Source organism: Streptomyces sp. NPDC049687 (assembly GCF_044465285.1).
In the GTDB taxonomy this organism is placed as follows: domain Bacteria; phylum Actinomycetota; class Actinomycetes; order Streptomycetales; family Streptomycetaceae; genus Streptomyces.
The window spans coordinates 25,601-44,220 of record NZ_JBITLN010000004.1; the positions used below are offsets into that span (position 1 = coordinate 25,601).

Sequence of the window (18,620 nt, forward strand, 5' to 3'; positions counted from 1 at the left end):
TTTTCGGTCCTGCAGGGGGCCGCCCGGTCCCGGGGACGCAACAACGGGGGTCTGCGCAGTTTCTTACAAGGCCCGGCGCCGGGGGGGGGGGGCGGGGGGGCGCCCCCCCCCGGCCGGCCCCGCCGTCTGCGCTCCCTCAGGAAGCCGCCCGCTCCTCCAGCGAGGCCAGCACCCGGGCGCCCCGGTCGGCCCGGGTGTCGAGGCGGGGCAGCAGGCCGGGCACGGCGATGCTCGGCAGCATGTGGGCCCACATCACCGACAGGCGGTCGGCGAGGTCCGCGCGGTCCGTGAGCGCCCGTGACATCAACTGGACACCGGTGAAGGAGCCCACGAGCAGCTCCACCGTCTCCGGAGGCTTCACCGTCGGCAGCAACTCGCCCCGGTCACGGGCCAGTTCCATCAGTTCGGTCAGTCGCTGCGCCCACTGCCGGAACGGCTCGCCGTGATCGACCCCGGACGGCGTCTCCTGGTCGACCGCGAGCCGCACACTGCCGCGCAGCAGGGCGTTGGTCAGGAGGTGTTGGCCCACCACGAACGTCATGTCGACGATCTCCTGCAGTTTGCACGGCTGCGGCGGCACCGCGCCGAAGGGCACCTGCTCGTCGAGCACCGCCTGGGCGAGCGACTCCTTCGACGGGAAGTGGAAATACAGGGCGCCCTTGGTGACTTCGGCGCGCTCCAGGACCATGGCGATGGTGGTGGACATGTAGCCGTGTTCGTCGAAGACCGCGCCGGCCGCCTCCAGGATCGCCCTGCGCGTCCGGATGGCGCGCTCCTGTTTCGCCATAAGAGCCCCTTAACGGCACCGAGTTGGCCGATACCCCGCGATCGCACGCGGCTTCGGCCCGATCATAGGATGCCGTCGACTGATCTCATTGAAAACAAACCGGTCGCCTCGTACTCTAACGCTTACCGGAGCGGCCGGTTCGCCGCTGCCGTGGCCTTCGGGGGACCGTAGGGAGAGACATGACTCGACCGCGGCAGCTTGCCGATTCTCCGTGCCTGACCGCAACCGTGCCCCGCCAACTGGTGCACCGGGCGGCCCTGTCGGAGACTCTCCTCACGGCCTGGCGACGCACCGGCGACGACCGGTTCTCGGTCTCCGCGCAGTGGCCCCGGGCGCACGGGTTACACGTGTCGCCCGACTGGACCGCTTATGACCCGCTTCTCGTCGTCGAAACGATCCGGCAGGCCGGCACCCTGATCACACACGCCGAGTACGAGGTGCCGCTGGACCACCAGTTCGTGATGCAGCGATTCCAAGTGGACACCGTCGCAGGGAAGTTGGCTGTCGGACCGTTCCCCGCCGAGCCCGAGGTGGAGCTCGTCTTCGCCGACGTCCAGTACCGCGGCCGGCGCCTGGCCGGCGCCCGCTACACCGCCGACGTACTGCACGAGGGTGCCCGGGTGGCCACGGCGGACGTCACCTTCACCTGTGTCGCCACACCGGTCTACCAGCGGCTGCGCGGCGGCCGCACCCCCGACTCGGTGACGGCGGTCCCCCTGCCGCCCGGTGTCCCGCCGGCCTCCGTGGACCGCGCGCTGCCCGGCGACGTCGTCCTCGCGCCGACCGGCGAGGCCGATCGCTGGCAGCTGAGAGTGGATACCGCACACCCCGTTTTCTTCGACCATCCGCTGGACCACGTCCCCGGCATGCTGCTCCTCGAGGCGGCCCGCCAGGCCGCCCGGCTGCTCAGGGCCGACGGGCAGTCACCGGTGGCGTACGACGCGCTCTTCCACCGGTACACCGAGCTGGACGAACCCGTCTGGATCGCGGCCAAGGGCGGTCACGACACGGAGGTGCAAGTCGTCGGAACACAAGGGGGGTCGACGGTATTCGAATGCTTGGTGGGTACCGCCGCACGGTGAGTTAGTGTGTACTGGGGGTAAGAAACAAACGGCATGACCCGTTCTTTACCGGCCCAGGAGGGTCCAGTCGATGGCGAGGCAGTTACGCGCCGAACAGACCCGCGCGACGATCATCACGGCCGCTGCCGATCTGTTCGACCGGCATGGCTACGAGTCGACCAGCCTGAGTGAGATCGTCGAGCACGCCCATGTCACCAAGGGAGCCCTCTACTTCCACTTCGCGGCCAAGGAGGATCTCGCGCACGCCATCATGGAGTTGCAGTCCCAGGCCTCGCGCCGGGTGGCCGTCGAGATCGACGACCGGGACTGTCCGGCACTCGAAGCGCTGATGCGCCTCACGTTCGGCCTCGCGCGGCTTTCGGTCGAGGGCCCGATCGCCCGCGCGGGGCTCCGGCTCGCCACCGGGGGAGTCCCGGTGAAGCCGCCCCTGCGGCATCCCTTCGCGGAGTGGCTGGAGTTGATGACCCGTCGGCTGATGGGCGCGGTGAAGGAGTCCGACATCCATCCGGACGTCGACGTCGACGCCGTCGCCCACTCCCTGGTCTGCTTCTTCGTCGGCACCCGCGTGGTGGGCCGTTCCCACGAGCCCGCGACGCGGCTGCCGCGCCGGATGGCCGAGATGTGGTACGTCATCATCCGGGGCCTGGTCCCGGTGCCGCGGCGCCCGCGCTATCTCAGCCTGGCGGCGCGGCTGGAGCGGGAGATCATGGCGGGCTGACCGGAGCGGCGGGGAACGGGCAGGTGGGGCGGCCCGCGCGATACGGTGAACCGTATGCCCGACACCCCCGCCCCGCCGCCCGTGATCCTCGGCGACGAGCCCGGCTCCTTCCCCCACGGCGTGCTGGCCGAACGGCATCCGGCGATCATCCGGCAGGTACGGGACGCCTTCCCCTACGACCCCGCCGTGCACCGGGCCCTGGACGCCCTGCTGGCGAGCTGTCTCGAAGGCGTGATCGAACCGCTGCCCGCCGACGCGCACGACGGCGAGCGGTGGCGGGAGTGGGGCCTCGACGCCTACGCCGGCAGGTCCTGGTTCGAGGTGCCCTGGCTGTGGTCGGAGAGCTACTTCTACCGCCGACTCCTGCAAGCGGTCGGCTACTTCGGCCCCGGCACCTGGCAGGGCATCGACCCCTTCCGCCCCTTCAAGCTCGCCGAGCTCGACGCGCCCGAGACCGGCGAGGAACTGGCCGCGCTCGACACCCTCCGCACCCGCCCGGCCCACGAACGCGAGCGCGCCCTGCTGCACGGCTCGCTGTGGGGAAACCGTGCCGACCTCGGCTTCCGCCTGTCCGACGCCGACGCCGAGGCGCGCGCCGCCGTCCCGGGACCGGTCGCCGACGACAGCGAGGCACTGTGGTCGCTGCTGCCGGTCTCCGGCGACGGTTCCGCAACCGTGTGCCTGATCGCCGACAACGCCGGCCGCGAACTGATCCCCGACCTCCTCCTCGCCGCCCACCTCCTCACCCACGGCCGGGCCGACCGGATCGTCCTGCACGTCAAGCCGTACCCGTACTACGTCTCCGACGCCACGCCCGCCGACGTCGTCGACGCCCTGCGGAAACTGACGTCCGCGCGGGGAGAGGCCGCCGTGTACGGCCGCCGGCTGTGGGCGGCGACGGCGGACGGCACCCTCACGGTCCGCGCCCACCCCTTCGCCGCCGCCCCGCTGCCGTACGACGAGATGCCGGACGACCTGCGCACGGAGTTCGCGGCGGCCGCCCTGACCATCGTCAAGGGCGACCTCAACTACCGCCGCCTGGTGGGCGACCGGCTCTGGCCCCCGACGACCTCCTTCACCCAGGTCACCTCCTACTTCCCCGGCCCGGTCGCCGCCCTGCGCACCCTCAAGTCCGACGTGATCACCGGACTGACCGAGCAGACCGAGGCCGCGTTGGTCGCGGCAGAGGGCCGACGCTGGCGGACCGGCGGCACGCATGCGCTGATCCAGGTGCGACGGTGAGACACGGGCGGGCCAAGCCGGCCGCATCGGCGGGCGACTCGTTTTTTGGCGGCACTCCTCGCGCGAGGCCGGACTGCCGACGTGGAGGCGCGCGGCGGAGGCCCTCACCCGGCTGAGAGCCTGACGGCGGGGCCGTGCGTCGTGCCGAAGGCGGGCTTTCGAGCCCGTTTCACGCGATGGTGTGATCATGTGCCGCCGCGCGGATGGCCGTTGAAGCCCCCGGGTAGGGCCCCGGCCATGACGCAGCCGTTCGAACTCCCGCACTTCTACATGCCGCACCCCGCGCGGCTGAACCCGCATGTCGACCAGGCGCGCTCCCACTCGACGCGGTGGGCGCGCGACATGGGCATGCTGGAGGGGTCCGGGATCTGGGAGCAGGCCGACCTGGAGGCGCACGACTACGGCCTGCTCTGCGCCTACACCCACCCCGACTGCGACGGTCCCGCGCTGTCGCTGATCACCGACTGGTACGTGTGGGTGTTCTTCTTTGACGACCACTTCCTCGACATGTTCAAACGCACCCCGGACCGCGCCGCCGGCAAGACCCATCTGGACCGGCTCCCGCTGTTCATGCCGCTGGACCTGGCGACGCCGGTGCCCGAGCCGCAGAACCCGGTCGAGGCGGGCCTGAAGGACCTGTGGGCGCGGACGGTGCCGGACATGTCGCAGGACTGGCGCCGCCGTTTCGCGGTGGCCACGGAACATCTGCTCAACGAGTCGATGTGGGAGCTGTCCAACATCGACGAGGGGCGGATCGCCAACCCCGTCGAGTACATCGAGATGCGCCGCAAGGTGGGCGGCGCCCCCTGGTCGGCGGGGCTCGTGGAGTACGCGACCGCGGAAGTCCCCGCCTCGGTCGCCGGATCCAGGCCGCTCAGGGTACTGACGGAGACCTTCTCCGACGCCGTCCACCTGCGCAACGACCTGTTCTCCTATCAGCGCGAGGTGGAGGACGAGGGCGAGAACAGCAATGGAGTGCTCGTCCTGGAGACCTTCTTCGGCTGCACCACGCAGGAGGCAGCCGACACCGTCAACGACATCCTCACCTCCCGCCTCCACCAGTTCGAGCACACCGCGTTCACCGAAGTCCCCGCGCTGGCCCTGGAGAAGGGCCTGAGGCCGGACGAGGTGGCCGCCGTGGCCGCGTACACCAAGGGCCTGCAGGACTGGCAGTCCGGCGGCCACGAGTGGCACCTGCGCTCCAGCCGCTACATGAACGAGGGCGCCACCTCCACCGCCCCCTGGCAGAGGCTGTCCGGCCCGGGCACCTCCGCCGCCGACGTCGTCGCGCTGCTCGCCTCGGCCGCCGCGGAGCGTCTGCGGGCGTACGCGCACGTGCCGTTCCAGAAGGTCGGCCCCTCGCTGCTGCCCGACTTCCACATGCCCTACCAGGTCGAGCTCAGCCCGCACCTGGAGGCCTGCCGGCCGCGCCTGACCGCCTGGATGCACCGGATGGGCATGCTGGAGGAGGGCGTCTGGGACGAGGACAAACTCGCCGCCTGCGACCTCCCGCTGTGCTCGGCCGGTCTCGACCCCGACGCGACGCCGGAGGCCCTCGACCTCAGCGCCCACTGGCTCGCCTGGGGCACCTACGGCGACGATTACTACCCCCTGGTCTTCGGCGGCCGCCGTGACCTGGCCGCCGCCCGCCTCACCACGGCCCGGCTGTCGGCCTGCATGCCCCTCGACGGCGAGGCGGTGCCCGTCGTCCCCGTCAACGGCATGGAGCGCGGCCTGATCGACCTGTGGGCCCGCACCACCGCCGGCATGACCCCCGGCGGGCGGCGCACCCTGCGCGACGCGGTCGACAAGATGACCGAGAGCTGGGTGTGGGAGCTGTCCAACCAGCTCCAGAACCGCGTCCCCGACCCGGTCGACTACCTGGAGATGCGGCGCGCCACCTTCGGCTCCGACCTCACCCTCAGCATGTGCCGCATGGGCCGGGGCCCCGCCGTCCCGCCGGAGATCTACCGCAGCGGCGTGGTCCGCGCCCTCGAGAACGCGGCCGTGGACTACGCCTGCCTCACCAACGACGTCTTCTCGTACCAAAAGGAGATCGAGTACGAGGGCGAGATGCACAACGCGATCCTCGTCGTGCAGAACTTCTTCGGCTGCGACTACCCGACGGCGCTCGGCATCGTCCATGACCTGATGACCCGGCGCATGCAGCAGTTCGAGCACGTCGTGGCCCACGAACTGCCGGTCCTCTACGACGACTTCGACCTGTCGGCCGAGGCCCGCGAGGCTATGGGGAACTACGTGACCGATCTCCAGAACTGGCTGGCGGGCATCCTGCACTGGCACCGGGAGGTCGACCGCTACAAGCCCGCCCACCTGGCCCGCCGCGCCCACGGTTTCCTCCCGGACCGCGCTCCGGCGGCACCCGTTCCCCACTTCTCGGGTCACACAGGCTGACGTTCCTTCCGCGCGGCGTGCCCGACCGCGGCTCGCGCCAGTGCCCGGACGACCGGATGCGGGCGCGAGCCGTCGCCGGACAGCTCCGGCTGGAAGAGTGAGGCAAGGAAGAAGGGATGGCCGGGGAGCTCGGCGATCCGGGGGTGGCCGTCCTCGTCGTGACCGGAGAACCGCAGCCCGTGCGCGCGCAGGGTCTCGAGGTGCCGGGAGGGGCCGTAGGAGCAGAAGTAGCGCTCGACCGTGCGCTCCGAACCGATCACGGACTGGGCGAGCGTGTCCGGCTCGACGGTGACGACGCCCTCGTGCCCCACGAGCGAACACGCCAGGGGTGCGATGAGGAAGTCCTCGGCGCCCGGGTCGTTCTCGGCGTGCGCCACCCGGGTCAGCCCGCAGACGTTCCGGGCGAACTCCAGGAGTGCGTGCTGGAAGCCTCCGCAGGTGCCGAGGAACGGGATGCCCTCCTCACGCGCCGTACGGATCGCGTTCAGCACCCCTGCCTCACTGCGGTACGGGCTGCCCGGCACCGCCCACACCGCGTCGAAGCCGCGCACCGCATCGCCGGCCTCGGCGTCCTCGGACGCGATCCAGTAGGCGTCCAGGACCAGCCGGTCCCGGGCCGCGAGGGAGTCCAGCAGGAGCGGGACGCGGGAGTGCGAGACGACGTTGGGGGAGCGGTCGCCGACCAGGGCGACCTTGGCGATCTGAGCTGCGGTGTCAGTCATGGCACTCATCCTGGGCGGACCGCGAGGTTCACGTCCAACGATGATTCCTGCACTCTCCATCAGCACTGCTGATGAGAGGCTGGGGCGCATGGACCCGCACCTCCTGCGCACCTACGTCGCCGTCGCCCGTCTCGCCTCCTTCTCCGAGGCCGCGCGGGAACTCGGCTACACCCAGTCGGCCGTATCCCAGCACATCGCGGCCCTCGAACAGGACCTGGGCGCACCGCTGCTCACCCGCCGCCCCGTCACGCCCACCGTGGCCGGCGAGCGGCTCCTTGAACACGCGGGCCCGTTGCTGCTGCGCCTGGACGCGGCTCGCGCGGACGTCCTACGGATCGCCGCCGCCCCCGCGCACGGGCTGACCCTCGCCACCTCACCGACCGCCCTCGGCCCGGCGGCCCTCGCCGCGCTCCCGCCCGCCGACGTGACCCTGCGCGTCCTCGCCCGCGACGCGGTCCCCGCCGCCGTCGCCGCCGGCACCGCCGACCTGGGCCTCGTGGACGGCCTGGCCGCGCCCAGCGACCCGCTGCGGCTGCCCGACGTGGCGCCGCTGACCACGTACGGCGTGGCGGAGGAGCCGGTGTGCGTCCTGCTGCCCGGCGCCCACCCGCTGGCCCGCCGCCCCGGGCTGCGCCTCGGCGACATCGCCGACGCGCGCTGGCTCGACGCCCCCGACACCGCCCTGCCGCTGAGCCACCTGCGCGCCGCGAACGGCGGCCACGGGTTCCGGCCGGCCCTGCGCTACGAGGGCACCGATGTTCGCGTCCTGACCGCCCTGGCCGCCGCCGGTCACGGGCTGGCGCTGCTGCCCCGCTCGGCGGCCGCGGGCGTCCCGGGCACGGTCGCCGTCCCGGTCACCGAGCCCCGGGTCGTCCACCGGACCGAACTCGTCCACGCCGGGACGCCGGCGGGGGCGGCGGGGGCGCTGGTGGAGGCGCTGTCCACGCGCGCGTGAGGCGGCCGACGGCGGCCACCCCGCCGTACCGCTGCCGACCCCGAGTCGGTCTCACTCGTTCGTGGCAGGTCGTGCGCCGGGGCGCCGGGTAGAGCACCAGTCGGAGGCGATCCATGGAACAGACCGCGTTGCGTCCCAAGCCCATGCCCGGCCGGGAACCCGGCGGCGGAGCCGAGCGGGGCGGGCCGGCCCCGCGCCCGCACGCCGCGCGCCGTCGCGGCCGACGGCTGACGACCCCGCTGTGTGCCGTTTTCGCCGGCACCGTGCTGGTGCTGGCCGGCGTCGGCCTCGGCACGGTCGGGGCGAGCGTGATCGGGACGAGCGGACCGGCCGAGTTCCCGTGGCACACCGGACCGGGCGGCGCCGCCTCGCCGTCCGGCCGCCCGAGCCCCTCCGTGCCGGCCGCCCCGGCCCCCGCGCGTGCCACGCTGGGCCTTGAGGTCGTGGACACCCGGATGGCGGGTGCCCGGATCGTCGCCGTGCACGTCCCCGGCCCCGGCCACACCGCCGGCCTGGTGCGCGGTGACGTCCTGCTGGCGTTCGGCACGACGAGGATCGACTCGGCGGCGGACCTGGCGCGGGCGGTCGACGAGGCCCGTCCGGGGCGGGAGATCACTCTGACCGTCCGTCACCGAAGCGGTGGATTCCAGCAGTTGCTCGTGGTGCCCGGCGTGGTCGTCTGAAGTCGGACGACTCATGAGTGACCCGTGAGCCGCCGCTCGACGTGCAGGACATTCAAGTGAACATCGGATTTAATGGTTTATCGGCGTTCCGTTATCGTCCCACCCGGCAAACCACTGGTCACGGCAGCCCCGGAGGGTCACCATGGGCCCATGCCCAGCACCCTCCTCGCCTTCCTCGGCGCCTGCACCCTCATCGCCGCGTCGCCCGGACCCAGCACCGTGCTGATCATCAAGCAGTCGCTGCGCAGCCGACGCTCGGGCTTCCTGACCGTGCTCGGCAACGAGACCGGCGTCTTCGTCTGGGGCGTGGTGGCCGCGTTCGGGCTGACCGCCCTGCTGGCGGCCTCCGAAGTGGCGTACGACGTGATGCGCGTCGTCGGCGCGGTCGTCCTCGTCTGGTTCGGCGTCCAGGCACTGCGCCAGGCACACCGCATGAAGAAGGGCGGCGACGGGGCGGACGGCACCGACGGCCGGGAGACGCGGGAGAAGAGCGGCTGGGCCTCCTACCGCGCCGGGCTGCTGCTCAACCTGGCCAACCCCAAGGCGGCCGTCTTCGCCCTCTCCTTCCTGCCGCAGTTCGTCCCCCGGGGCGCCCCGCAGCTGCCGGCCATGGTGGGCCTGGCCGTGCTGTGGGCCGTGTACGAGGTGGGGTACTACGGCCTGTACGTGTGGTTCGTCGGGCGGATGAAGGCCGTGCTGTCCCGTGCCGGGGTGCGCCGGCGCCTGGAGCAGGTCTCCGGCGGCGTGCTGGTGATCCTGGGTGTCCGCATGGCCCTGGAGAGCTGACCTCGGCCCCCCGGGGCCCGGGGGGCGCCGGAAGCCGCGCGAACCGGCTCGCGCGGCCCCCGCCGTCCGGGCAGGATGCTGCCCGTAGTCATCATCGTCACCACGACTTGCAGGGAGACCCGGATGACCGGCACCGCCCCCGCGCCCTTCACCGCCGACGACTACCGGGCCCGTATGGAACGGGCCGCGCGCGAGGCCGCCGACGCCGGACTGGCCGGACTCCTCGTCGCACCGGGACCCGATCTCGTCTGGCTCACCGGCTACGCGCCCCCCGCGGCCACCGAACGGCTCACCCTGCTGGTCCTCGCCCCCGGCCGGGACCCCGTCCTCGTCGTCCCGACCCTGGAGGCGCCCGACGCGGCGAAGGCGGCGGGCGCCCCGGCGCTCACCCTGCGCGACTGGACCGACGGCAAGGACCCCTATGCCGCGACCGCCGGCCTCCTCGACGCACGGGGACGGTTCGGCATCAGCGACAACGCCTGGGCGATGCACCTGCTGGGCCTGCAGCGGGCCCTGCCCGGCACCTCCTACGCCTCCCTGACCGAGGTCCTGCCGATGCTGCGGGCCGTCAAGGACGCTGCCGAGCTGGAGCTGATGGCGGCCGCGGGAGCGGCCGCGGACCGGGCGTTCGACGAGATCCGCAAGGTGCCGTTCGGCGGCCGCCGCGAGTCCGAGGTCGGCGCCGACCTCGCCGAGCTCCTGCGGCGGTTCGGACACTCCCAGGTCGACTTCACCATCGTCGCCTCCGGACCCAACGGCGCCGACCCGCACCACGAGGTCGGCGACCGCGTCATCGAACGCGGCGACATGGTCGTCCTCGACTTCGGCGGCCTCAAGGACGGCTACGGCTCCGACACCTCCCGCACCGTCCACGTCGGCGAACCCACCGACGAGGAACGCCGGGTCCACGACCTCGTCCGGGAGGCCCAGGAGGCGGGCTTCCGGGCCGTACGCCCCGGGGTCGCCTGCCAGGAGGTCGACCGGGCCGCCCGCGCGGTCATCGCCGGCGCCGGGTACGGCGCGTACTTCATCCACCGCACCGGCCACGGCATCGGCGTCAGCACCCACGAGCCGCCGTACATGATCGAGGGTGAGGAGCAGCCCCTCGTGCCCGGCATGTGCTTCTCCGTGGAGCCCGGCGTGTACCTGCCCGGACGGTTCGGGGTACGCATCGAGGACATCGTCACCGTCACCGAGGACGGCGGCCGCCGTCTCAACGACACCACCCGTGAGCTGGTCGTAGTGGACTGAAACCCCGGCACGAACCCGAGCCGCACCCGACTGAACCCACCCCGAGGAACCCCCTCCCCAGGAGTCCGGCACCCACCCGAACGGCAACGGCGCGATCATGACCCAGGCACCGACACCCACCGCGGACACCGTCCGCCGACTGGTCCGCGCCCTCCTCCAGGAGGGCGACCCGGGCGGTTCAGGGCCGCAGGTACGGCCCGTCGCCGAGGAGGGCGCGCTCTCCACCTGGTGGGTCGGAACCCGCCATGTGCTGCGGCTCGCCCCGGACCGCGAGGCGACCGTCCGCCGGCGCCGCGAACTGCGGCTGCGCGACCTCGTCCGCCCGCACCTGCCCGTCGCCGTCCCTACCAGCGTGGCGCACGGCGAGTGGTCGCCCGGGCTGACCTACACCCTCGACACCCGGGTGCCCGGGGGCACCGCCGCGGAGCACGACGTGTCCGCCGTCGGCGAGGCCGACCTGGCCGGACTCCTCGGCGGGCTGCGCGAGGTGCCGCCCCGGCAGGCCGAGGCACTCGGCGTGCCGCGCACCGCCCCGCGCTCGCTGGAGGCGCTGCGCCGCATGGCCGTGGCCGCCTCCCGACGCCTCGCAGCCGCCGACGAGTTCGACCCCGTCCGGCTCCACCAGCTCACCTCGCCCGGTGCGGCCCAGCTCGCGGCACAGCCCGCCACCGCCGTACTCGTCCACCACCGGCTGCGCGGCGAGCACCTGGTGGTCAGCGCCGACGGCCGCGTGCGGGGCGTTCTCCACTGGACGGACGCGGTCATCGGCGACCCCGCCGAGGACATCGCCGGCCTCGCCCGCGCCGTCGGCTCCGGCGCAGCCGTCCGCGCGGCCACCCTCGCCGGCTACGGCGCCCGCCCCTGTCTGCGCGGCCTCTGGCTCGCCCGCTGCGACACCGTCGTCCGCCTCGCCGACAACCTGGACGGCCGCGGCACGCCTCCGCTGCCGCACCTGCGGACCGATCTGCGGCACGCCTGGGAGGCGATCCTGCTGGAGCGGGTGACGGAGTTCCGGGAGGACGAGGAGTAGCCGGCTCAGTCCTGTTCCAGCACCACGCACGACTCCCCGGGAACGTGCAGCAGACCGTCCGGGCCCGGGAGGTCCACCGGTTCCCACGCGGCGAGCACCCGGGCGGGTCGGGGGCCCAGGGGGATCGCCGCCGGCTCCGGGGCGAGGTTCACGGCCACGCGGACGTCGCCGCGCCGGAAGGCGAGCCAGCGGGCCTGCGCGTCATGGGCGACCTTGATGTCGGCGAGGTCGGGGTCGGTGAGATCGGGCTGGGCGTGGCGCAGGGCGATCAGCTCGCGGTACCAGGCCAGCACGCGCGCGTGGGGCTCGCGCCGCGGCTCGGACCAGTCAAGGCAGGAGCGGTCCCGGGTCGCCGGGTCCTGCGGGTCCGGTACGTCCTCCTCGGCCCAGCCGTGCGCCGCGAACTCCCGCCGCCTGCCCCGCCGTACGGCCTCGGCGAGCTCGGGGTCGATGTGGTCGGTGAAGTACTGCCAGGGTGTGCTCGCCGCCCACTCCTCGCCCATGAACAGCATCGGCGTGAACGGGGCGGTCAGGGTCAGGGCCGCCGCGCAGGCCAGGAGGCCGGGGGAGAGGGAGACCGACAGGCGGTCGCCCTGGGCGCGGTTGCCGATCTGGTCATGGGTCTGGGAGTAGCCCAGCAGCCGGTGCGCGGGGACCCGGGAGCGGTCCAGCGGCCGCCCGTGGTGCCGGCCGCGGAAGCCGGAGTACGTTCCGTCGTGGAAGAAACCGCCGGTGAGGGTCTTGGCGAGCGAGGTGAACGGAGCGCGCGCGAAGTCGCCGTAGTAGCCCTGGGACTCTCCGGTGAGCGCCGTGTGCAGGGCGTGGTGGAAGTCGTCGTTCCACTGGGCGTGCAGCCCGAGGCCGCCCTCGCGGCGCGACGTGATCAGCCGCGGGTCGTTCAGGTCCGACTCGGCGATCAGGAACAGCGGCCGGCCCGTCTCGGCGGCGAGAGCGTCCACCGCCGTGGACAACTCCTCGAGGAAGTGGCACGCGCGCGTGTCGGCGAGCGCGTGCACCGCGTCCAGCCGCAGCCCGTCGAACCGGTAGTCCCGCAGCCACGCCAGCGCACTGCCCACCAGATACGCGCGCACCTCGTCCGAGCCCGGCGCGTCCAGGTTGACGGCCGAGCCCCACGGCGTGTGATGGCGCTCGGTGAAGTACGGGCCGAACTCGGGCAGGTAGTTCCCGGACGGGCCCAGATGGTTGTGTACGACGTCCAGGACCACCCCCAGGCCCAGTTCGTGCGCCCGGTCGACGAACCGCTTCAGCGCCTCGGGGCCGCCGTACGGCTCGTGCACGGCCCAGGGCGAGACCCCGTCGTACCCCCAGCCGTGCCGGCCGGGGAACGGACACAGCGGCATCAACTCCACGTGGGTGATGCCGAGTTCCATGAGATGGCCGAGGCGCTCCGCAGCCGCGTCCAGGGTGCCCTCGGGGGTGTACGTGCCCACGTGCAGCTCGTACAGGACCGCCCCGGGCAGCGGGCGCCCGGACCACGGCACACGCCACGCGTACCGGTCCTGGTCGACGACCGCGCTCAGCCCGTCCGGGCCGTCCGGCTGGCGGCGCGAGCGCGGGTCGGGGCGGACCGGGCCGTCGTCCAGCGCGAAGCCGTACCGCGAGCCGTCCGCGGCCTCCGCCTCGCCGGTCCACCAACCCGCCCGCCGCGGATCGCGCCGCAACGCGCGCCGGTCGTCGTCGCACCACAGCGTCACCCGTTCGGCCTGCGGCGCCCACACCTCGAACTGCACGGACGGTTCCCCTTACGTCTGCTCACCGTGATGTAGCCGGGACCATCGTGCTCCAAACGAGATCGATCCACCGGGGAACATGCCCTTTGCGGCGGGTGTCGTCGGCCACGCGCGCGTGCCGGCGTTTCCCCGTTTTCTGGACACCCGCCTTCCCCTGACCGACAATCACCACCGTGACGTCGTCTTTCGAGTACAACACGTACCCCGCGCGGCTCTCCGACGCGGAGCGCGACAGGGCGCTGAAAGTGCTCCGTGACGGCGTCGCCATGGGCCGCCTGTCGCACGACACGTTCATCCGGCGCATGGAACTCGCGCTCGCCGCCCGCCGCTCCGACGAACTGGCCGTCCTCACCGCCGACCTGCCCAAGGAGAACCGCTTCTCGCGCGTGGTCTTCGGCACCGTCGAGGCCGTCTCCGGGTTCACCGTCCGGCTGCGCCGGGCCTGGCAGGCCGAGCGGCTGCCCAAGCTGCTGCTGCCGCACCCCGGCACCGAACAGGCGCTGCGCATCGGCAGAGACCCCCTGAACGGCCTGCGGCTGACCCACGAGAGCGTCTCCCGTGTGCACGCCGAACTCAGCCGCCAGGGGGGCATGTGGGTGCTGCGGGACCTCGGCTCCACCAACGGCACCACCGTCAACGGCCGTCGGGTCATCGGCGCGGCCGTCGTCCGGGAGGGCGATCAGGTCGCCTTCGGGAGGATGGCGTTCCGCCTCTCCGCGAACTGAACCGACCGACCGAAATGCCTCATACCGGGGAGCACGGCGGTGTTGACGTACCCCCGCACCATGACTCACTGTGCGTACACCAGACACGCCCGGTGAACCGACGGCGCCGCCCTGGAGGTGTGCCCTGCCGCCACTCCTCCGCTACCCGACCGTGGACGAACTCGCGGCCCGTGCCGCCGCGCTCGCCGCGCGCCGCCCCCGGGACGCCCGGCTGCGCCGCGTCGGGGTCTCCCGCGCGGGTACGCCCCTGTGGCTGCTCTCCATCGGCCGGGGCACCCGCCAGGCCCTGGTGGTCGCCGGACCGCACGCCAACGAACCCGTCGGCGGCGCCACCGTCCTCAGGCTGGCCGAACGCGCCCTCGCCGACCCCCGGCTCACCGAGGGCGCCGACGCCACCTGGAACCTGCTGCTCTGCCTCGACCCGGACGGACTGCGCCGCAACGAGGGCTGGCTGACCGGCCCCTACAGCCTCGGCCGCTACTTCCGGCACTTCTTCCGGCCCGGCTTCCTGGAACAGCCCGAATGGCTGCCCGACGGGGCGGCCGCCGCCGCACTGCCGGAGACCCGCGCCCTGCTCCGCCTCCAGGACGAACTGAAACCCTTCTTCCAGTGCTCGCTGCACGGCGTCGACGTCGGCGGCGGCTTCGTGGAACTCACCCGCGACCTGCCCGGTCTCGACCGGCGGGTGGCCCACGCCGCCGCCCGGCTCGGCATCCCCCGCGAACTCGGGCCCTACGACACGCTGTACTGGCCCAACCTGGGACCCGCCGTCTACCGGATCCCGCCGCCGCATCCGGGCGACCTGGCCGCCGCCATCACCGAGGCCGCCGTCGAGTCGACCTGGTACCACCCGCACCGGCACGGCACCGTCACCGCGGTCGTCGAGGCGCCCATGTGGGGGGTCGCCGCCGTCGAGGACGGCTCCCCGCCCGCCGACCGGGACGCCGTGCTGCACGCCGTGAGCGGCGCCCTGCGCCAGGACGTACAGGTGCTGGAACGAATCCTCACCCGTGTGCGGCCCCAGCACGCCGGTGCGCCCGAGGCGGCCCGCCTGCTGGCACCCGTCGACGACTACCTCCTGGTCTGCCCGGGACTCGCCGACGCCTGGGACCCCGACACCGCCGACCCCCGCCGGCCCCTGCCACCGCTCAGCACCGCCCACCTGACCGCCCTGCGCATCGCCGGCCGACGCATCGCCGTCCGCACGGCGGGCCTGCTGTTCCAGCTCGTCAGGGGCTCCGGGCGCGACCCGGCCGGTGTGCTGCCGGAGCTGGACGCGCTCATCGACCGGTGGTGCGCCGCCTACCTGGACGACTGCCAGGCCCGTTGGATCCCCGTGGCCCGGCAGGCCGAGTACCAGGCGCGGGTGGTGCTCGCCGCGTTCGAACTGGCCGGTCGGCACCGGGATCCCGCGCGTTCGGGTGAGCCGGACTGGGGAACGCAGGCCGCCGTGCCGATGCACCGGGAATGAAGCACTTCTCCACGACACCGCTGCGGCGCGCCCTGCCGATCGCGGCCGCCCTCCTCCTCGCCACCGGCGCCGCGCCGGCCAAGGCGGCCTCCCAGGACTCCCTCTCCGGCAACTGGCTCCACCTCACGGTCACCCGGGGCACCCCGCAGTCCGCCGACACCCGGGGCACGCTGCTGCTGTGCGCCCCGCCCCAGGGCCACCGCCGCGCCGCCCAGGCCTGCGAGCAGCTCGCCGCGGTGAACGGGGACGTCCGTGCCCTCCCGGCGGCGAAGGACACCATCTGCGCCCTCGTGTACGCCCCGGTGACGGCCCGCGCGAGCGGACAGTGGAACGGGCGTCCCGTCGAGTACGCCGAGACCTTCGGCAACGCCTGCGAGATGGGCGCCCGCACCGGAGCGGTGTTCGCCCTGGACGACGGGGACGCCCAGGTGCCCGGGGTCTGAGTCCGGCAGGGCGGCTCCGCGTGCGGCACGCACGTGTGCCGGTCCGCGGCAGGCGGTGCCGGCACACGCGGCGTGCCGTGCTGGCCGTCGCGGGCGCCCAGAGCGCGACACCCCGGTCCGTGCGCCCTGCGGCGGGAATCGTCGGACCCCCTGATCCGCCGGGGGGCCTGCTCAGCCGACCCGTTCCAGCAACGCCACCGGCAGCGGCGCGAACAGCTCGCCCACGCGCGCGTGCCCCTCGAACGTCCGCTCCGGGGCCAGCACGTCGGCCCACCGCCCCGGCGGCAACGGCAGCCGGGTGTCCCGCCAGCCGCCCGCCTCCGTCAGCCGCAGCGACAGCCTCGTCACGGCCGTGACCACCTCGCCCGAGCGCGCGAACGCCAGGCAGTGCTCCGCGGCCGGACCCTCCGCCGACAACGGCTCGTACGTCGCCGCGGTCCCGAAGACGTCCGGCCGCCGCCGGCGCAACCGCAGCGCCGCCGCGGTCACCCCGCTCTTGGGGTCCGAGTCCTCGGGCGGGAACCGTACGGGACGCCGGTTGTCCGGGTCCACCAGGGCGCGGTACACGTTTTCCGTCCCCTGATAGACGTCCGGCACCCCCGGCATCGTCAGCTGAGCCAGTGCCACACCCAGCTCGTTGGCCCGGATGTGCGGCTCCAGCGCGTTGCGCAGCTCCGCCACCCGCCCGCCCGGCGCCCCGCACGGCCCCGTGGTGACGAACGCGGCCACCGCCTCCTCGTACGGCGGCTCCTGCTCCGTCCAGCTCGTGTACAGGCCCGCCTCGCGCGCGTGCTTGAGCAGCGCCCCCTGGACGCGCTCGGCGGCGGCGGGCCCGAGCCCGAAGACCGTCTGCCAGGCCGCCCACGCCAGCTGCCCGTCGACCACCTCCTCCTCCGTGCGCGTGACCTGCTCCAGGACCTCCGCCCAGCGGCCCGGGCACTCGGTGAGCACGGCCAGCGCGGCCCGTACGTCGGCGCTGCGCTTGGTGTCGTGGGTCGACACGACCGTCCCGGTGGCCGGCCAGTCGCGCTGCAGGCGCGCGCAGTACGCGTGGAAGCCGGCCGGGGACACCCCCGGGCGGCCCGGCTCGCCGCCCACCTCGTTCGCCGCGAGCAGCGGAACGTAGCGGTAGAACGCCGTGTCCTCCATCGACTTGGCCCGCAGCGCGGACGCCGTCTGCGCGAACCGGGCCCGGAACTCCGCCCGCAGCGGACCCTCCCCGCCGAGCACCAGGGCGCGCACCGCGTCGACCGCGCCCGCCTCCTCGGGCACCACGAACGCCTGCCGTGCCTCCTCGGCCGCCTCCTCGGTGACCACGGCGGCCGGGTCACCCGAGGCGTACGGCCGGTAGACCCCCAGCCGGACCAGCAGCTCCTCCAGCGCCGTGCGCAGCGCCCAGGGCGCCCGGTCGCGCAGGGCCGGGTCGGGGGCGCAGGCACACACCCGGGACGCGAGCCGGGTCAGCCGGTCCAGTTCGGCCGCCAGTTCGTGCGAGAGCACCCCGTACGCCGCCCGCCGCGCGGTCGCCGCCCAGTCGCCGCCGCGGTCCGTCTGCGGGGCCGCGAAGCGCCGGTAGAGGTCCAGCAGCTCCCGGGCCCCCGCGGGGTCCGTGAAGAGGCCGTCCACGTGGCGCAGGGCGTCGTAGCCGGTGGTGCCGGCGACCGGCCAGGAGTCCGGCAGCCGCTCGTCGTCCGCGAGGATCTTCTCGACGACCGTCCAGCGGCCGCCGGTGGCCTCGTGCAGCCGCTCCAGGTAGTCGTCCGGGTCGGCGAGGCCGTCCGGGTGGTCGATCCGCAGACCGTCGACCACGCCCTCGTGCAGCAGCTGGAGGATCTTGCCGTGCGTGGCCTCGAAGACCTCCGGGTCCTCCACCCGCACCCCGATGAGCTCCGAGATGCTGAAGAACCGCCGGTAGTTCAGCTCGGTGCGGGCCAGCCGCCACCACACCGGCCGGTACCACTGGGCGTCCAGCAGCTGCGGCAGCGGCAGCTCCCCGGTGCCCTCGCGCAGGGGGAGGACATGGTCGTGGTAGCGCAGGACGTCGCCGTCCACCCGCAGGTGCTCCAGCTCCCTGCCGACGGGTCCGCCGAGCACCGGGACGAGCACCTGGCCGCCCTGAGCCTCCCAGTCGATGTCGAACCAGCGCGCGTACGGCGACTTCGGGCCCTCCCGCAGTACCTCCCACAGGGCGCGGTTGTGGCGCGGGACCATGGCCATGTGGTTCGGCACGAGGTCCACGACCAGCCCGAGCCCGTGTTCCCGCGCGGTGCGCGCCAGCGCCCGCAGTCCTTCCTCGCCGCCCAGCTCCTCGCGCACGCGCGCGTGGTCGACGACGTCGTAGCCGTGCAAGGAGCCGGGTACCGCCTCCAGGACCGGCGACAGGTGCAGATGCGAGACCCCGAGGGAGGCCAGATACGGCACGGCCGCCGCCGCGGCCGCGAACGGGAAGGCGGGTTGCAGCTGCAGCCGGTAGGTGGCCGTGGGCAGGACGGGAGCGGGGGGCGCAGAGGTCATGCACACCTACGTACCCGCCCGGCCCCCTTTCGTGTCACCACCGCC

General features: G+C 73.5%; 16 protein-coding genes. 12 read left to right on the forward strand and 4 right to left on the reverse strand.

Annotation, left to right across the window (positions count from 1 at the left end):
- Positions 1 to 136: 136 nt before the first annotated feature.
- Positions 137 to 787 carry a ScbR family autoregulator-binding transcription factor gene (locus tag ACIBVL_RS14475; RefSeq protein WP_399097330.1) on the reverse strand — a complete coding sequence of 217 codons (651 nt, stop codon included), beginning with the start codon at positions 785 to 787 and terminating at the stop codon, positions 137 to 139.
- A gap of 227 nt (positions 788 to 1,014) precedes the next feature.
- On the opposite strand from ACIBVL_RS14475, the gene ACIBVL_RS14480 reads away from it, so the two are divergent.
- The 4 genes from ACIBVL_RS14480 to cyc2 all read left to right on the forward strand — a co-directional run bounded on the left by ACIBVL_RS14480 (position 1,015) and on the right by cyc2 (position 6,244).
- The gene (locus ACIBVL_RS14480; RefSeq protein WP_399097333.1) at positions 1,015 to 1,869 is read left to right on the forward strand and encodes a ScbA/BarX family gamma-butyrolactone biosynthesis protein; all 855 of its coding nucleotides are present in this window, start codon (positions 1,015 to 1,017) and stop codon (positions 1,867 to 1,869) included.
- A 70-nt stretch (positions 1,870 to 1,939) separates the two neighbouring features.
- Positions 1,940 to 2,587: a ScbR family autoregulator-binding transcription factor gene (locus ACIBVL_RS14485; protein WP_399097336.1), complete on the forward strand. Its 648-nt coding sequence runs from the start codon at positions 1,940 to 1,942 to the stop codon at positions 2,585 to 2,587.
- Positions 2,588 to 2,641: 54 nt separating this feature from the next.
- Positions 2,642 to 3,829 carry a damage-control phosphatase ARMT1 family protein gene (locus ACIBVL_RS14490; protein WP_399097339.1) on the forward strand — a complete coding sequence of 396 codons (1,188 nt, stop codon included), beginning with the start codon at positions 2,642 to 2,644 and terminating at the stop codon, positions 3,827 to 3,829.
- Positions 3,830 to 4,066: 237 nt separating this feature from the next.
- Complete coding sequence (gene cyc2 / locus ACIBVL_RS14495) at positions 4,067 to 6,244, forward strand: germacradienol/geosmin synthase Cyc2 (RefSeq protein WP_399097342.1); 2,178 nt, start codon at positions 4,067 to 4,069, stop codon at positions 6,242 to 6,244.
- Here the strand turns inward: cyc2 and ACIBVL_RS14500 are convergent.
- Positions 6,232 to 6,966, reverse strand: coding sequence for a hypothetical protein (locus tag ACIBVL_RS14500; protein ID WP_399097345.1), 735 nt, complete (start codon positions 6,964 to 6,966; stop codon positions 6,232 to 6,234). The genes cyc2 and ACIBVL_RS14500 overlap by 13 nt on opposite strands.
- Positions 6,967 to 7,054: 88 nt before the next feature.
- Between ACIBVL_RS14500 and ACIBVL_RS14505 the strand changes: the two genes are divergently transcribed.
- From ACIBVL_RS14505 to ACIBVL_RS14525, 5 genes are all read left to right on the forward strand, one after another.
- Positions 7,055 to 7,921 (forward strand): LysR family transcriptional regulator, encoded by an 867-nt coding sequence (locus ACIBVL_RS14505; RefSeq protein WP_399097348.1) that lies wholly within the window; start codon positions 7,055 to 7,057, stop codon positions 7,919 to 7,921.
- 113 nt (positions 7,922 to 8,034) lie between these two features.
- A complete protein-coding gene (locus ACIBVL_RS14510; protein WP_399097351.1) occupies positions 8,035 to 8,604 on the forward strand; it encodes a PDZ domain-containing protein in 570 nt (189 codons plus the stop codon).
- Positions 8,605 to 8,754: 150 nt separating this feature from the next.
- Entirely contained in the window at positions 8,755 to 9,390 is a 636-nt protein-coding gene (locus ACIBVL_RS14515; RefSeq protein WP_399097354.1) for a LysE family translocator, read from the forward strand.
- 123 nt (positions 9,391 to 9,513) lie between these two features.
- The gene (locus ACIBVL_RS14520) at positions 9,514 to 10,641 is read left to right on the forward strand and encodes an aminopeptidase P family protein (RefSeq protein WP_399097357.1); all 1,128 of its coding nucleotides are present in this window, start codon (positions 9,514 to 9,516) and stop codon (positions 10,639 to 10,641) included.
- Positions 10,642 to 10,738: 97 nt separating this feature from the next.
- Entirely contained in the window at positions 10,739 to 11,671 is a 933-nt protein-coding gene (locus ACIBVL_RS14525) for an aminoglycoside phosphotransferase family protein (RefSeq protein WP_399097360.1), read from the forward strand.
- 5 nt (positions 11,672 to 11,676) lie between these two features.
- Here ACIBVL_RS14525 and treZ read toward each other — a convergent pair whose 3' ends face one another.
- A complete protein-coding gene (gene treZ, locus ACIBVL_RS14530; protein WP_399097363.1) occupies positions 11,677 to 13,422 on the reverse strand; it encodes a malto-oligosyltrehalose trehalohydrolase in 1,746 nt (581 codons plus the stop codon).
- Positions 13,423 to 13,595: 173 nt separating this feature from the next.
- Between treZ and ACIBVL_RS14535 the strand changes: the two genes are divergently transcribed.
- The 3 genes from ACIBVL_RS14535 (at position 13,596) to ACIBVL_RS14545 (ending at position 16,061) form a co-directional block, all read left to right on the forward strand.
- Positions 13,596 to 14,147 (forward strand): FHA domain-containing protein, encoded by a 552-nt coding sequence (locus ACIBVL_RS14535; RefSeq protein WP_399097366.1) that lies wholly within the window; start codon positions 13,596 to 13,598, stop codon positions 14,145 to 14,147.
- 151 nt (positions 14,148 to 14,298) lie between these two features.
- The gene (locus ACIBVL_RS14540) at positions 14,299 to 15,618 is read left to right on the forward strand and encodes a M14 family zinc carboxypeptidase (protein WP_399097369.1); all 1,320 of its coding nucleotides are present in this window, start codon (positions 14,299 to 14,301) and stop codon (positions 15,616 to 15,618) included.
- Positions 15,615 to 16,061: an SSI family serine proteinase inhibitor gene (locus ACIBVL_RS14545; protein WP_399097372.1), complete on the forward strand. Its 447-nt coding sequence runs from the start codon at positions 15,615 to 15,617 to the stop codon at positions 16,059 to 16,061. Before ACIBVL_RS14540 ends, ACIBVL_RS14545 begins: the two co-directional genes overlap by 4 nt.
- A gap of 171 nt (positions 16,062 to 16,232) precedes the next feature.
- Here the strand turns inward: ACIBVL_RS14545 and treY are convergent, their stop codons facing one another.
- Positions 16,233 to 18,575, reverse strand: a complete 2,343-nt coding sequence (treY, locus tag ACIBVL_RS14550; RefSeq protein WP_399097376.1) for a malto-oligosyltrehalose synthase — start codon at positions 18,573 to 18,575, stop codon at positions 16,233 to 16,235.
- Between the last annotated feature and the right edge of the window lie 45 nt (positions 18,576 to 18,620).

Excerpts from the sequence above, each read along its gene's own strand:
- ACIBVL_RS14490 (WP_399097339.1), top strand. The coding sequence starts at position 2,642 with ATGCCCGACACCCCCGCCCCGCCGCCCGTGATCCTCGGCGACGAGCCC.
- ACIBVL_RS14485 (WP_399097336.1), top strand. The coding sequence starts at position 1,940 with ATGGCGAGGCAGTTACGCGCCGAACAGACCCGCGCGACGATCATCACG.
- ACIBVL_RS14475 (WP_399097330.1), bottom strand. The coding sequence starts at position 787 with ATGGCGAAACAGGAGCGCGCCATCCGGACGCGCAGGGCGATCCTGGAG.
- treY (WP_399097376.1), bottom strand. The coding sequence starts at position 18,575 with ATGACCTCTGCGCCCCCCGCTCCCGTCCTGCCCACGGCCACCTACCGG.
- ACIBVL_RS14545 (WP_399097372.1), top strand. The coding sequence starts at position 15,615 with ATGAAGCACTTCTCCACGACACCGCTGCGGCGCGCCCTGCCGATCGCG.
- ACIBVL_RS14510 (WP_399097351.1), top strand. The coding sequence starts at position 8,035 with ATGGAACAGACCGCGTTGCGTCCCAAGCCCATGCCCGGCCGGGAACCC.
- ACIBVL_RS14515 (WP_399097354.1), top strand. The coding sequence starts at position 8,755 with ATGCCCAGCACCCTCCTCGCCTTCCTCGGCGCCTGCACCCTCATCGCC.
- ACIBVL_RS14505 (WP_399097348.1), top strand. The coding sequence starts at position 7,055 with ATGGACCCGCACCTCCTGCGCACCTACGTCGCCGTCGCCCGTCTCGCC.
- ACIBVL_RS14525 (WP_399097360.1), top strand. The coding sequence starts at position 10,739 with ATGACCCAGGCACCGACACCCACCGCGGACACCGTCCGCCGACTGGTC.
- ACIBVL_RS14500 (WP_399097345.1), bottom strand. The coding sequence starts at position 6,966 with ATGACTGACACCGCAGCTCAGATCGCCAAGGTCGCCCTGGTCGGCGAC.
- cyc2 (WP_399097342.1), top strand. The coding sequence starts at position 4,067 with ATGACGCAGCCGTTCGAACTCCCGCACTTCTACATGCCGCACCCCGCG.
- ACIBVL_RS14520 (WP_399097357.1), top strand. The coding sequence starts at position 9,514 with ATGACCGGCACCGCCCCCGCGCCCTTCACCGCCGACGACTACCGGGCC.